15 protein-coding genes are annotated in these 12,582 nt (G+C 72.5%); 6 read left to right on the forward strand and 9 right to left on the reverse strand.

What is annotated here, in order from left to right; all coding sequences use genetic code 11:
* Positions 1 to 97: 97 nt before the first annotated feature.
* Positions 98 to 751: a DNA-3-methyladenine glycosylase gene (locus tag ACQP17_RS08455; protein WP_433855709.1), complete on the reverse strand. Its 654-nt coding sequence runs from the start codon at positions 749 to 751 to the stop codon at positions 98 to 100.
* Between the two features lie 167 nt (positions 752 to 918).
* Between ACQP17_RS08455 and ACQP17_RS08460 the strand changes: the two genes are divergently transcribed.
* The 3 genes from ACQP17_RS08460 (at position 919) to ACQP17_RS08470 (ending at position 3,201) form a co-directional block, all read left to right on the forward strand.
* Positions 919 to 1,701, forward strand: a complete 783-nt coding sequence (locus ACQP17_RS08460; protein ID WP_364884324.1) for a sporulation protein — start codon at positions 919 to 921, stop codon at positions 1,699 to 1,701.
* A 42-nt stretch (positions 1,702 to 1,743) separates the two neighbouring features.
* Complete coding sequence (locus tag ACQP17_RS08465) at positions 1,744 to 2,283, forward strand: YbhB/YbcL family Raf kinase inhibitor-like protein (RefSeq protein ID WP_433855710.1); 540 nt, start codon at positions 1,744 to 1,746, stop codon at positions 2,281 to 2,283.
* A 414-nt stretch (positions 2,284 to 2,697) separates the two neighbouring features.
* Positions 2,698 to 3,201: an HNH endonuclease gene (locus ACQP17_RS08470; RefSeq protein ID WP_433855711.1), complete on the forward strand. Its 504-nt coding sequence runs from the start codon at positions 2,698 to 2,700 to the stop codon at positions 3,199 to 3,201.
* A 27-nt stretch (positions 3,202 to 3,228) separates the two neighbouring features.
* On the opposite strand, the gene ACQP17_RS08475 is transcribed toward ACQP17_RS08470, so the two are convergent.
* The 4 genes from ACQP17_RS08475 to ACQP17_RS08490 all read right to left on the reverse strand — a co-directional run bounded on the left by ACQP17_RS08475 (position 3,229) and on the right by ACQP17_RS08490 (position 6,455).
* Positions 3,229 to 3,996, reverse strand: coding sequence for a sulfite exporter TauE/SafE family protein (locus tag ACQP17_RS08475; RefSeq protein WP_433855712.1), 768 nt, complete (start codon positions 3,994 to 3,996; stop codon positions 3,229 to 3,231).
* A 64-nt stretch (positions 3,997 to 4,060) separates the two neighbouring features.
* Positions 4,061 to 4,999, reverse strand: a complete 939-nt coding sequence (locus ACQP17_RS08480; RefSeq protein ID WP_433855713.1) for an SPFH domain-containing protein — start codon at positions 4,997 to 4,999, stop codon at positions 4,061 to 4,063.
* 101 nt (positions 5,000 to 5,100) lie between these two features.
* Entirely contained in the window at positions 5,101 to 5,514 is a 414-nt protein-coding gene (locus ACQP17_RS08485; protein ID WP_364884335.1) for an NfeD family protein, read from the reverse strand.
* A gap of 146 nt (positions 5,515 to 5,660) precedes the next feature.
* A complete protein-coding gene (locus ACQP17_RS08490; protein ID WP_433855714.1) occupies positions 5,661 to 6,455 on the reverse strand; it encodes an ABC transporter ATP-binding protein in 795 nt (264 codons plus the stop codon).
* A gap of 108 nt (positions 6,456 to 6,563) precedes the next feature.
* On the opposite strand from ACQP17_RS08490, the gene ACQP17_RS08495 reads away from it, so the two are divergent.
* Positions 6,564 to 7,370, forward strand: a complete 807-nt coding sequence (locus tag ACQP17_RS08495) for a hypothetical protein (protein WP_364884310.1) — start codon at positions 6,564 to 6,566, stop codon at positions 7,368 to 7,370.
* Positions 7,371 to 7,478: 108 nt separating this feature from the next.
* Here the strand turns inward: ACQP17_RS08495 and ACQP17_RS08500 are convergent, their stop codons facing one another.
* From ACQP17_RS08500 to ACQP17_RS08515, 4 genes are all read right to left on the reverse strand, one after another.
* The gene (locus tag ACQP17_RS08500; protein WP_189102743.1) at positions 7,479 to 7,724 is read right to left on the reverse strand and encodes a chaplin; all 246 of its coding nucleotides are present in this window, start codon (positions 7,722 to 7,724) and stop codon (positions 7,479 to 7,481) included.
* A gap of 156 nt (positions 7,725 to 7,880) precedes the next feature.
* Positions 7,881 to 8,123, reverse strand: coding sequence for a chaplin (locus tag ACQP17_RS08505; protein WP_433859853.1), 243 nt, complete (start codon positions 8,121 to 8,123; stop codon positions 7,881 to 7,883).
* A gap of 187 nt (positions 8,124 to 8,310) precedes the next feature.
* Complete coding sequence (locus ACQP17_RS08510) at positions 8,311 to 8,946, reverse strand: response regulator (protein ID WP_433859854.1); 636 nt, start codon at positions 8,944 to 8,946, stop codon at positions 8,311 to 8,313.
* 70 nt (positions 8,947 to 9,016) lie between these two features.
* Positions 9,017 to 10,174 carry a GAF domain-containing sensor histidine kinase gene (locus ACQP17_RS08515; RefSeq protein WP_433855715.1) on the reverse strand — a complete coding sequence of 386 codons (1,158 nt, stop codon included), beginning with the start codon at positions 10,172 to 10,174 and terminating at the stop codon, positions 9,017 to 9,019.
* A gap of 185 nt (positions 10,175 to 10,359) precedes the next feature.
* On the opposite strand from ACQP17_RS08515, the gene ACQP17_RS08520 reads away from it, so the two are divergent.
* Together ACQP17_RS08520 and ACQP17_RS08525 are read left to right on the forward strand one after the other, a co-directional pair.
* Positions 10,360 to 11,220, forward strand: coding sequence for an SDR family NAD(P)-dependent oxidoreductase (locus tag ACQP17_RS08520; protein ID WP_433855716.1), 861 nt, complete (start codon positions 10,360 to 10,362; stop codon positions 11,218 to 11,220).
* On the forward strand, positions 11,217 to 12,335 hold the full coding sequence (locus ACQP17_RS08525) for an S-adenosylmethionine:tRNA ribosyltransferase-isomerase (protein ID WP_433855717.1): 1,119 nt from the start codon (positions 11,217 to 11,219) through the stop codon (positions 12,333 to 12,335). Before ACQP17_RS08520 ends, ACQP17_RS08525 begins: the two co-directional genes overlap by 4 nt.
* Positions 12,336 to 12,582: the final 247 nt, after the last annotated feature.

A 12,582-nucleotide genomic window follows, 5' to 3' on the forward strand; every position in this document is an offset into this window, starting at 1 on the left:
CGTGCGGAGTAGTTGATTGCGCCGCCTGCGGCCCACGCACAATAGCGCTGCCCGTCTCAAGCGGCTCGGGCCACGTTAGGCGGTTGGCGACGCGGAGTCAAGTAGCGGTGGACGTGCGGCGTCGGCGGGGGACGTGCGGGCGGTAGGGGCTGACCGTGGGGTCGTCGGCGATCCAGTAGCGCCACGGGTGGTCGGCCCCGTCTCCGCCGACTCCGGTGCGCGGGCCGCTGCGCACCAAGTCCGGGGCCGGCGGGCGGCCGTGCAGCAGGGAGAGGGGGGCGTCGCCGCCGGCGCACAGGTCGGTGCCGTCGAGACCGCGGTCGATGTCGAGGGCGGTGGCCAGGCGGGCGGGGCCCTTGGCCAGTTCTCTGGTGTTGCGGGCCTTGGGGCGGCGGCCGGCGGCCAGCTCCGCGCCCGTGAGGATCTCGCCGGCCCGCAGCAGCACTCCGCTCGCCTTGCCCTCGGGGCAGCAGACCGCGTTGAGGCTGAACCACATCCCGTAGATGAAGTAGACGTACGCATGGCCGGGCGGGCCGAACATGGTGGCGTTGCGCGCGGTGCGGCCGCGGTAGGCGTGCGAGCCGGGGTCGTTCTCGCCGTCGTAGGCCTCGGCCTCGGTCAGCCGGAGTTCGATCGGACCGTCCGGGGTGTTGCGGAGAAGGGTGCGGCCCAGCAGATCGGGGGCCACCTCCACGACGGGACGGGCGAAGAAGTCACGGGTGAGGGGCATTCGTTCCGGTACGTCGGCCATGCGGACCGAGAGTAGTGCAGCTGCTCGGGAAGGCGGCTGGCCATGGGGGCGTCGCAGTTGGGAAGGTGTGGCCGTGGAACCGGGTCGCCTGGTTCCACGTTCGTAGGAAGCGCACCGGGAGCACGGTGCGCGACAGAAGACAGGCGTTCCGCCTGGGGAGGACGAGCATGGGATTCAAGAAGCTGCTGGCGAGCCTGGGGGCCGGGGGCGCGTCGGTGGAGACGGTGCTCTTCGAGGAGAACGTGGTCCCCGGCGGGGTCGTGCAGGGCGAGGTGCGGATCCAGGGCGGGTCCGTGGCACAGCAGGTCGAGGGGCTCTCGGTCGGGCTGCAGGCGCGCGTCGAGATCGAGAGCGGCGACGAGGAGTACAAGCGGAACATCGAGTTCACCAAGGTGCAGCTGGGCGGTGCGTTCGAGGTGCAGCCCGGCGCGGCGCACACCGTGCCGTTCGGGCTGGAGATTCCGTGGGAGACCCCGGTCACCACGTTCCTGGGGACGCATCTGCACGGGATGAACGTCGGGGTGACGACGGAGCTGGCGATCGCCCGCGCCGTGGACTCCAGTGACCTCGACCCGGTGAACGTGCACCCGCTGCCGGCGCAGCAGGCGATCCTGGACGCGTTCGGGCAGCTCGGGTTCCGCTTCAAGTCGGCCGATCTGGAGAAGGGCCACATCCGGGGGACCCGGCAGCGGCTGCCCTTCTACCAGGAGATCGAGTTCCACGCGCCGCAGCAGTACCGCGGGCTGAACCAGGTCGAGCTGTCGTTCGTGGCGGACGACCGGGAGATGGACGTCATCCTGGAGATGGACAAGAAGCCGGGGCTGTTCACCGAGGGGTCGGACACCTACCGGTCGTTCACGGTGGGGCTGAACGACTTCGAGGGGACCGACTGGGCGGCTTACCTCAACCAGTGGCTGGCGGAGGTCGGCGGTAAGCGGAACTGGCTCTAACCTGGCCGGACAGGTATCAGCAAGCGATCAGGAGGTGTTGTGGTGTCCGAGCTGAAGCGGCGGCCGCTCCCGCACGATTTCCATCCGCCGGTGCCGTCGTTCACGGTGCTGAGCGAGGAGATGGAAGAGGGCGGGGCGCTCCGTGCCGAGCAGGTCTTCGCCGAGGGGAACCGTTCGCCGCAGCTGCGGTGGGAGGGTGCTCCCACGGGGACCAAGAGCTACGCCGTCACCTGCTACGACCCGGACGCGCCGACGGGCAGCGGCTTTTGGCACTGGACGCTGTTCGACATCCCGGCGTCGGTGACGGAGCTGCCGGCCGGTGCCGGGTCCGGTGAGATGAAGGGGCTGCCCGAGGGCGCCGTGCACGTCCGTAACGACTACGGGACGCGCGACTTCGGGGGCGCGGCCCCGCCGCCCGGGGACGGTCCGCACCGCTATGTGTTCACGGTGTACGCGGTGGACCAGGAGAAGCTCGGTCCGGACGCGGATGCCTCGCCCGCCGTGGTGGGCTTCAATCTGCGGTTCCACACGATCGGGCGGGCCCAGCTGATCGCGGAGCACGAGGTGCCCGCGGCGGGCTGAGCGCCGTAATTCCGTTGCGCCCCGGCGCTTCCCCCACGCACAGTGGTGTCCGTGCCGCCGCCCCTCACCGGGACGGCGGGCAGTCGGTACCGCAGTGGCGGGAGCGGCGGGGCGCAGGTGTGTCGTCCGCCTCCCCCGTGCCCCGGGCACGGGAGGTGTCTCCACCCTGAGCCCGCATCGAGCCGGGCGTCCTCGCCGGCTGCCGTTCGCTCCGGGTCCCGTATGTTCACGGGGGTGGGACCCGGGGCGTACTCATGTCGTGATGCGCGCGTCGCCGCGGCACCTCCTTTTCATCTGCTGATCGCTCTCCATTTCCCTTGTGGCACACGGAAATTGCGTTGTTCGGGGAATACCTGCCGCTGCACAGTGGAGCAACTTCGCCACGGGGGCGGAGCGGTCCGGAAGGTGGACGGGATGCGCGAGACGCTGGTGCTGAATGCGAGCTTCGAGCCGCTGTCGACGGTCTCGCTGCGGCGCGCGGTGGTGCTGGTCATGCAGGACAAGGCCGTCGTCGAGCACGCGCATCCGGGGCTGCGCATCCGGGCCGCCGCGGTGGACGTCCCGGTGCCGCAGGTGATCAGGCTCAGCAGGTACGTACGGGTGCCGTTCCGAAGACGGGCGCCGTGGTCGCGCCGGGGTGTGCTGGTGCGTGACCAGCACCGGTGCGCGTACTGCGGGCGCCGGGCGACGACGGTGGACCATCTCGTGCCGCGGTCGCACGGTGGTGGGGACACCTGGCTGAATACCGTCGCCTCGTGTGCGGAGGACAACCACCGCAAGGCGGACCGCACGCCGGAGCAGGCGGGGATGCAGCTGCTGCGGCGGCCGTTCGAGCCGACGCCGGCGGACGCGCTGCTGTCGACGCTGGGGGTGTCGGTGCGCGAAGGGCTGCCGGAGTGGCTGCCGCTGCCCGCGTAGCCGTGGTGAGCCGTCGCCCGACTCGCCTTATTTCAGGACGAGTTGGGCGATGGCCAGCAGCCCGACGATGACGATGACGGCGCGCAGGGCGGTGGGCGGCAGCAGGCGGCCCACCTTGGCGCCGAGCTGGCCGCCGAGGGTGGAGCCGACCGCGATCAACGCGACGGCGGTCCAGTCGAAGTGCGCGACGAAGAGGAAGAAGACCGCCGCGACGCCGTTGACGATCGCGGCGAGGACGTTCTTGAGGGCGTTGACGCGCTGCAGGTCCTCGCTGAGCAGCAGGCCCATCAGGGAGAGGTAGAGCACGCCCTGAGCGGCGCCGAAGTAGCCGCCGTAGGCGCTGGCGAGCAGCAGCCCGAGCAGCAGGGCCCAGCCGCCGTCGCGGGCGGCGGTGGTGCCGTTGCGCTCGCGGCGGGCGCGGAGTGCGGCGGCGAGCCGGGGTTGGGCGATGACGAGCACCAGCGCGACGGCGATCAGCACCGGGACGATCGTGTCGAAGGCCTTCGAGGGCAGGGCGAGCAGCAGGATGGCGCCGCCCAGCCCGCCGATCAGTGCGGTGAGGCCGAAGCGCAGCACGCGGCCGCGCTGGCCGACGAGTTCCCGGCGGTAGCCGAAGGCGCCGCTGAGTGAGCCGGGCACCAGGCCGAGGGTGTTGGAGACATTGGCCGTGACCGGGGGCAGGCCGAAGGCGAGCAGCACCGGGAAGGTGATCAAGGTGCCCGAGCCGACGATGGTGTTGATCGTGCCGGCGCCGAGTCCCGCGGCGAAAACGGCTACTGCTTCCCAGATGGTCACGCGGGGTCCCCCTGTGCACGAGCGGTCCGGTTTCCCGGCCGATCATGCACCAGGGGGCGCGGGGTCAGTCGATCGGGGGCGACTCGTGGTGCGGCGAGCTGGGCTTGGGGATGGAGCCGCCGCCGGTCGGCGGGGTGAAGTTGCCGAGGGCGCCGCCGAGGCCCTTGAGGGCGTCGCCGATCTCGCTGGGCACGATCCAGAGCTTGTTGGCGTCGCCTTCGGCGATCTTCGGGAGCATCTGGAGGTACTGGTAGGAGAGCAGCTTCTGGTCGGGGTCGCCCGCGTGGATGGACTCGAAGACCACCCGGATCGCCTGGGCCTCGCCCTCGGCGCGCAGGGCCGCGGCCTTGGCCTCACCCTCGGCGCGCAGGATCGAGGACTGCTTCTCACCTTCGGCGGTGAGGATCTGGGACTGCCGGACACCTTCGGCCTGGAGGATGGCGGCACGCTTGTCACGGTCGGCGCGCATCTGCTTCTCCATCGAGTCCTGGATGGAGGTCGGCGGCTCGATGGCCTTCAGCTCGACGCGGTTGACGCGGATGCCCCACTTGCCGGTGGCCTCGTCCAGGACGCCGCGCAGCGCCGCGTTGATCTCCTCACGGGAGGTCAGGGTCCGCTCCAGGTCCATGCCGCCGATGATGTTCCGCAGCGTGGTGACGGTGAGCTGCTCGATGGCCTGGATGTAGCTGGCGACCTCGTAGGTCGCGGCGCGGGCGTCGGTGACCTGGTAGTAGATCACCGTGTCGATGTTGACGACGAGGTTGTCCTGGGTGATCACCGGCTGCGGCGGGAACGGCACGACCTGCTCGCGGAGGTCGATGCGGTTGCGGATCGAGTCGATGAACGGGACGACGATGTTCAGTCCGGCGTTCAGCGTGCGGGTGTAGCGACCGAAGCGCTCCACGATGGCGGCGCTGGCCTGTGGGATGACCTGAATCGTTTTGATGAGTGCGATGAACACGAGCACCACCAGGATGATCAGGACGATGATGATCGGTTCCACAGCGGCTCCCGTGCCCTTCGTTGCTGGTCCGTGCCGGCCGGCGACCGGCTTGCCGTTGATCAGTCTTTCAGAGACGTGGCGCGTCGCGCAGCGCGTTGGGGTCAGATGACGACGGCGGTGGCGCCTTCGATCTCGACGACGTCGACCTGCTGGCCGGGCTCGTAGACCTGGTTGCCGTCGAGCGCGCGGGCCGACCAGACCTCGCCGGCGAGTTTGATGCGGCCGCCCGTCCCGCCGTCGACGCGCTCCAGGACCGTGGCACTCCGGCCCTTCAGCGCGTCGATTCCGGAGGCGAGGGCGGGACTCTGGCCGCGGTGGCGGTTGGCGAGGGGGCGCACGACGGCGATCAGGGCGACCGATACCGCCACGAACACGAGGAATTGCGGCACGAGGCCGCCACCGATGCCCGCGGTGACGGCACCGGCGACGGCACCGACCGCGAGCATCCCGAATTCGGGCATCGCGGTCACGACCAGCGGAATGCCCAGTCCTACGGCGGCGATCAGCCACCACACCCATGGATCCACGGCTTCATGGTAGATCCGTGCGGCGGCGCGGGACAGGGGACGATCGGTCAGCGACCGGTGACGCGCGCCGAGATGGGCCGCCGGGCGGCGTGCGTTGACGGCACGTCGGGGGGCGGCCGGGCCGGGGGGCCGGCTCAGGTCAGGGGCAGGCCCTGCGCCGTCCAGCGGTCGTTGCCGTTGCGCTCGACGATGAGCGGGAGGCCGAAGCAGTGGGAGAGGTTGCTGGAGGTCAGTTCCAGGTCGAGCGGGCCGGCGGCCAACACCTTGCCCTGACGGATCATCAGGACGTGGGTGAAGCCCGGGGCGATCTCCTCGACGTGGTGGGTCACCATGATCATCGAGGGGGCGTACGGGTCACGGGCGAGGCGGCCCAGACGGCGCACCAGGTCCTCGCGGCCGCCCAGGTCGAGGCCGGCGGCCGGCTCGTCCAGCAGCAGCAGCTCGGGGTCGGTCATCATCGCGCGGGCGATCAGGGTGCGCTTGCGCTCGCCCTCGGAGAGGGTGCCGAACTTCCGGTCGAGGTAGGCGGTCATGCCGAGACGGTCGAGGAAGGCGCGGGCGCGCTGCTCGTCGATCTCGTCGTAGTTCTCCTGCCAGCTCGCGGTCATGCCGTACGCGGCGGTGAGCACGGTCTGCAGCACGGTCTGGCTGCGCGGCAGCTTGTCGGCGAGCGCGATGCCGGCGACGCCGATGCGCGGGCGCAGGTCGAAGACGTCGACCCTGCCGAGCTGCTCGCCGAGGATCGACGCGCTGCCGGAGCTCGGGAAGAGGTAGCTGGAGGCGAGGTTCAGCAGGGTGGTCTTGCCGGCGCCGTTGGGGCCGAGGATCACCCAGCGCTCCCCCTCCTTCACCGACCAGGAGACCTGGTCCACCAGAGCCCGTCCGTCGCGGACCACGGATACGTCCACCAGCTCCAGCACATCGCTCATGAGCGCGATCTCTCCCATTACTTCTCGGTCGTCGTGTGCACCGGTAGGCGCAGCCCCCCTGCAAACCTACGCCACTCGTTGTCGGTGCTGTTCCCTAGGCTGGGGGGCATGCTCGATGAACCTCGTTCGGGACGGCTGGCGGCATGGGGAAATGCCCTCTTGGCCGGACTTGTCTCACCTGATGAAGCCGCGGACCGTATCGCGGACGACGATGCGGTGCACCGCGTGGAGGACCTGCCCGGGGAGGACCAGCCGGTCGGGCTGACCCTCGCGCTGGGGCGGCTGCGGGCCCTGGGTGCGGTCGGCCTGCGGGTGGCACTGCCGGTGTCCGGCCATCCCCTGGGGCTGTGCGGCCCGCCGGAATTCAACGCGCGGGCGCTGGAGGCCGAGGAGGCGGTGCTCGCCTCGGGCGCCGGGCTCGGGCTGATCCCGGAGACGTACGAGGCCGGGCCGGCGGGCGGCGCCGGGCCGGATGTGCATGTGGAGGTGGTCTGGCGCTGTCTTCCGGTGCGCGAGGCGCCGCCGGCCGACGTGCCGTCGCTGGGCGAGGCCGAGCGGGAGCTGGCGGAGGCGCTGCGGGAGGCGACCGAGCTGCTCTCGGCACTGGACGTGGCCGGGGCCGGCCCGGTGGCGCAGGCGGCGCTGGAGGCGTACCGGGCGCGGGCGGAGGCCGGCCGGCAGATGCTGGCGCCCGGCTATCCGCCGCGGGCGGTGCGGGTGCTGGAGCTGGCGCAGCGCGTCGGTGCGCTCATCGCCATCGCCCAGCAGGCCGGCGGGGAGCACGGCGGGGCGGTCAGTTCCTCCCAGATCGCGGCCCGCGCCGAGGCGCTGCGGCCGGTGGAGCGTACGGCCCGGCGGGCGCAGGTGGCGGCGTACAACTCCGCGGTCGAGGAGCGCGAGCGTCACCGGGGCTGAATAACGGGACGGGCCCCGCCGGACCATTGTGTGGTCCGGCGGGGCCCTTGCCGACCGGGGCCGAACGCCTCTGGGCAGGCGAAGCCGTTCGGCCCGGGTCGGACAACCTCAGTTGTTCGTGGTGACGTTCCCGAAGGCGGGGTTGAGCGCACCGATGACGTTGACCGTGTCGCCGCCGACGTTCACCGGGACGTGCACGGGGACCTGGACGAGGTTGCCCGAGCCGATGCCGGGGGACTGCGTCGCCGCACCGGCGGCCTGCGGGCCGCTGGTGGCGAAGGCGGAACCGGCTGCCGCACCGAGGGCGAGTCCGGTGGTGGCGAGAACGAGGGCGGCCTTCTTGGCGGTGATCATGGTTCGTGTTCCTCACGTGGTGGCACAGTGCCGGAAGGGCGGTGTCTGAGGGAGGGGACCGGCCGCGCGCCCACGGAGGGACGGGGCCGGTCCGGCGTGACCCGCGCGCCCGAAGGCGCCGGGCGGGTCAGGCGGATGCTGCGGACGTGCCTGCGCTCAGTTGTTCACGCAGGGGTTGCCGAAGGTGGGGTTGAGCGCACCGATGACGGTGGCGGTCACACCGCAGGCGTTCACGGGCACGTGCACCGGAACCTGGGCGGTGTTGCCGGAGACGATGCCCGGGGAGTGCACCGCGCCGCCGACGGCCTGCGGTCCGGACGCCGAGGCCACGCCGGCGCCCGCGAGGGCGAGACCGCTCGCCGCCATGGTGATGGCCGCTGCCCGCTTGATGTTCTTCACTTCTGTCTCCTCCTTGCCGTTGCCGTGGCCAGCCGCCACGACTGCACTGGACAACGGCCGGGCGCGGGAAGGGATGCGCCGAACGGGCTACAGCTACACGACAGTATGAATCTCGGATCTGAAGACGACATTCCGCTTGTCGTCCCTGTACGGGGGCACAGGTCGAGGCGGTGCCCCCGTACGGAGTTCAGGCCCCGATGCCGTGCCGTACGGCCCACAGGGCGGCCTGGGTGCGGTCGGCGAGGTCGAGCTTCATGAGGATGTTGGAGACATGCGTCTTCACGGTCTTCTCGGACAGCACCAGGGCGCGGGCGATCTCGCGGTTGGAGCGGCCGTCCGCGATCAGGGCGAGCACCTCGCGCTCCCGGTCGGTCAGTGAGGTCCCGCGCCCCTGGCTGCCGTTGTTGCCCACCTCCTGGGTGAGCAGCGCGCCGGCGACCTCGGGCTGGAGCAGGACGTGGCCCGCGTGGACCGAGCGGATGGCACCGGCCAGCGCGTCCGGGTCGATGTCCTTGTAGACGTAGCCGGCCGCGCCCGCGCGCAGCGCCGGGACGACGGTGCGCTGTTCGGTGAAGCTGGTCACCACCAGCACCCGGGCGGGGTTGGCCAGTTCGCGCAGCTTGCGGAGCGCCTCGATGCCGTCCATGCCGGGCATCTTGACGTCCATCAGGACGACGTCCGGGTGCAGTTCCCCGGCGGCGGCGATGCCCTCGGCACCGTCGGAGGCCTCCCCCACGACCTCGATGTCGTCCTGGACCTCCAGGAAGGTCCGCAGCCCGCGGCGGACGACCTGGTGATCGTCCACGAGCAGCACCCGGATCACCGGGCCCGCGGCCCGTGCCCGACCGCCGCCGCTCCCCGGGGGACGCGTCCCCGCACCGTCCCGTTCCCTGTCAGCCACCGGGCACCTCCATCTCGACAGCGGTGCCCTTGCCGGGCTCCGACTCCACCGTGAGCCTGCCGCCGACACCGCCGGCGCGGTCGTGCATCGAGACCAGGCCGAGATGCCGGCCGGCCCGGCGGACGAGGGCCGGGTCGAAGCCGCAGCCGTCGTCGGCGATCCGCAGCAGCGCGCCCGGTCCGCTGCGGGTGAGGGTCACCTCGACGCGCCCGGCTCCGGAGTGCCGCAGCGCGTTGTGCAGCGCCTCCTGGGCGACCCGGAGCACGGCCTCCTCCTGGGCGGCGGGCAGGGCCCGGACGCTGTGGGCCGTGAAGGTGACGTGCGCGGAGTGGGCGCGGTCGAGGACCTGGACCTGGGAGCGCAGGGTGGCGATCAGGCCGTCCTCGTCCAGGGCCGCGGGCCGCAGCTCGACGACGGCGGCGCGCAGTTCGTCGGCGGCCTCCGCGGCCAGCGCGGCGACCTGGTGCAGCTCGTCCTTGGCGCGGGCCGGGTCGCGGTCGACGAGGGCGGTGGCCGCCTGGGCGGTGAGACGGAGCGAGAAGAGCTTCTGGGCGACCGCGTCGTGCAGCTCGTGGGCGAGCCGGGCGCGCTCACCGGCGATGGTCAGCTCGCGGCTGCGCTCGTAGAGACGGGCGTTGGTCAGGGCGATGGCGGCGTGCTGGGCGAGTATGCCGAGCAGCCGCTCGTCGTCCTCGGTGAAGCGGCAGCCGCCCTCGCGGGCGGGGCCGGACTCGGGGCAGCGCTTGTTGGCCAGGAAGAGGGCGCCGAGGATCTCGTCGCCGTCGGCGACCGGCAGGCCGAGGAAGTCGGACATGTCGGGGTGGGCGGCCGGCCAGCCGCCGAAGCGGGGGTCCTCGCGGACGTCGGCGAGCCGCTCGGGGGTGGCGTTGTGCAGCATCGCGGCGAGGATGCCGTGCTGGCGGGGCAGCGGGCCGATGGCCTTCCACTGCTCGGCGCTCACGCCGTCCACCACGAACTGGGCGAAGCCACCGTGATCGTCGGGCACCCCGAGGGCGGCGTATTCGGCGTCCAGCAGCTCGCGGGCCGAGGCCACGATCGTCTTGAGGACGTCGCGCACCTCCAGATGCCGGCTCATCGCCAGGATCGCGGTGCTCACCGCGGGGATCCCCGCTCCCGGTCCGTTGGTCATGGGATCACGGTACCGGCGGGGCGAGCTGCCCGTATCGGTCCGGCGGCGGCCGCCCCCTACGCCGCCGGGCCTAGGCCGAACGCCCTGGCCACGGCCGGTCCGGCGGCCGACGTACCGGGGGCTGCCGCGTTCCTACCGTGAGGGCGAGGGCCGGTGCGGAACCGGCCGGACAAGGGGACGTGATCATGCCGGTGGCGATCATCACGGGGGCATCGAAGGGTCTGGGCCGGGCGCTCGCCGGGGCGCTGGCCCGGCGGGGCTGGGACCTGGTCGTGGACGCCAGGTCGGCCGGGCCGCTGGCGGAGGCGGCGCGGGAGCTGCGCGGGGCGGGGGCACGGGTGGCGGCGCTGCCCGGGGACGTGACGGACGGCGCGCACCGGAGGGCGCTGGTGGCGGCGGCCCGGGAGCTGGGCGGGCTCGATCTGCTGGTGAACAACGCCAGCGCGCTGGGGGCCGAGCCGCTGGTGCGGCTGGCGGACCAGTCGCTGGAGGGGCTGCGGAGGGCGCTGGAGGTCAATGTGGTGGCGCCGCTGGGGCTCGTCCAGGAAGCATTGTCGCTCTTGCGTAGTTCCTCCTATCTGCCCTCGTATGAAGAAGTCGCCCCTTATATAGGTGAGTCTCCTTATATAGGGGATGCAGGGAATGAGGATACGTACGATCCGTACCCTAATTCCGAGAATTCCCAAAACGCCAGATTGTCCGATTCGCCCACTTATGTAGCGGCGGGTGGTGCGGTGCTCACCATCAGCTCGGACGCCGCCGTCGAGGCCTACCCCACCTGGGGCGGCTACGGTGCGGCGAAGGCGGCGCTGGACCAGCAGTCGGCGGTCCTCGCGATCGAGGAGCCGGCACTGCGGGTGTGGTGGGTGGACCCGGGCGACATGCGGACCGACCTGTACGCGGCCGCCGTCCCGGACGACGACGCCTCCGGGCGGCCGCTGCCGGAGACGGTCGTCCCGGCGCTGCTGCGCCTGCTGGACCGCGGCGCCCCCAGCGGGCGGTACACGGCGGCCGCGGCCGTACCCGAGGGGGCGGATCCCCGGTGACCGTGGCACCGCACGTCCCGCAGGAGCTGTCGGCCCGGATACCCGCCGAGCAGCGGGGCCCCGGGCTGGACCGGGACGCCGTACGGCTGCTGGTCAGCCGGGGGAAGGCCGAGCCCGGCCATCACGGCTTCGGCGAACTGCCCGAGCTGCTGACGGCGGGCGACGTCCTGGTGGTGAACACCTCACGGACGCTGCCGGCGGCGGTGGACGGCCGGATCGGGGACGGCCGGGGGCACGGCGAGCCGGTGGTGGTGCACTTCTCGACCCGGGCGGACCGGTGGCACCCGGCGGGCCGCGCGGTGGCCGGGTGCTGGGCGGTGGAGCTGCGGACCCCGGACGGGCGGGGCAGCACCCGGCCACGGGCGGGCGGCCCGGCCGGCCTGGAGGTGCGGCTGCCGGACGGGGCCCGGCTGACGCTGAGGGCCCCGCTGGACGCCGGGAGTGCCCGGCTGTGGTGGGCGCGGGTGACGGGTACGGGCGCGGCGGAGCTGATGCGGCGCCACGGGCGCCCGATCCGCTACGGCTACACCCGGTGCGACCAGCCGCTGGACGCGTACCGGACGGTGTTCGCGCTGGACGGGCCCGGCGGCAGCGCGGAGATGCCGAGCGCGGCCCGGCCCTTCACCGCGCGGACCGTGGCGCGGCTGGTGAGCAAGGGGGTGCAGTTCGCGCCGGTCTCGCTGCACACGGGGGTGGCGTCCGCGGAGGCGTTCGAGCCCCCGTATCCGGAGCGGTTCGTGGTGCCGCCGACCACCGCATGGCTGGTGAACGCGGTACGGGCGCGGCGGACGGCCGCCGGGCGGCACCGTGCGGCGCGCGGCGGGCGGATCGTGGCGGTGGGGACCACGGCCGTACGGGCGCTGGAGTCGGCGGCCGGCCCGGACGGGCGGGTGCGGGCGACGGCCGGCTGGACGGACCTGGTGGTGACGCCACAGCGCGGGGTCCGGGCGGTGGACGGCCTGCTCACCGGGCTGCACGAGCCCACCGCCTCGCACCTGCTGATGCTGGAGGCGGTGGCGGACGCGGACGGGCTGCGGCGCGCGTACGCGGCGGCGCTGGAGCGGCGCTACCTGTGGCACGAGTTCGGCGATCTGCACCTCGTGCTGCCGGACTGAGAACCGGGGGGCCGAGAACCGGGGCGGGCCGGAGACCGGGCCTGCCGGTGCCGGGGCGGGAGACCCGTCCCGGCACCGGCACGTCTGGGGGGCGCGGCGGCCCGGATGAGCGGCCGGTCACCCCCGGGATTCCGGGCCCGTTCCGCTGCCACGGAATGCGAAGTGCCCGATTTGCACCGAACGCCCCTCGACCTGGGCATGGTTGGGGATTTCGGTACACCGACTGTGCGGTGGCAATTACTTCCGG

The organism is Streptomyces kronopolitis, assembly GCF_050953795.1.
GTDB lineage: Bacteria > Actinomycetota > Actinomycetes > Streptomycetales > Streptomycetaceae > Streptomyces > Streptomyces kronopolitis_A.

Excerpts from the sequence above, each read along its gene's own strand:
- ACQP17_RS08500 (WP_189102743.1), bottom strand. The coding sequence starts at position 7,724 with ATGATCACCGCCAAGAAGGCCGCCCTCGTTCTCGCCACCACCGGACTC.
- ACQP17_RS08495 (WP_364884310.1), top strand. The coding sequence starts at position 6,564 with ATGCTCGATGAACCTCGTTCGGGACGGCTGGCGGCATGGGGAAATGCC.
- ACQP17_RS08520 (WP_433855716.1), top strand. The coding sequence starts at position 10,360 with ATGCCGGTGGCGATCATCACGGGGGCATCGAAGGGTCTGGGCCGGGCG.
- ACQP17_RS08455 (WP_433855709.1), bottom strand. The coding sequence starts at position 751 with ATGGCCGACGTACCGGAACGAATGCCCCTCACCCGTGACTTCTTCGCC.
- ACQP17_RS08490 (WP_433855714.1), bottom strand. The coding sequence starts at position 6,455 with ATGAGCGATGTGCTGGAGCTGGTGGACGTATCCGTGGTCCGCGACGGA.
- ACQP17_RS08470 (WP_433855711.1), top strand. The coding sequence starts at position 2,698 with ATGCGCGAGACGCTGGTGCTGAATGCGAGCTTCGAGCCGCTGTCGACG.
- ACQP17_RS08460 (WP_364884324.1), top strand. The coding sequence starts at position 919 with ATGGGATTCAAGAAGCTGCTGGCGAGCCTGGGGGCCGGGGGCGCGTCG.
- ACQP17_RS08515 (WP_433855715.1), bottom strand. The coding sequence starts at position 10,174 with ATGACCAACGGACCGGGAGCGGGGATCCCCGCGGTGAGCACCGCGATC.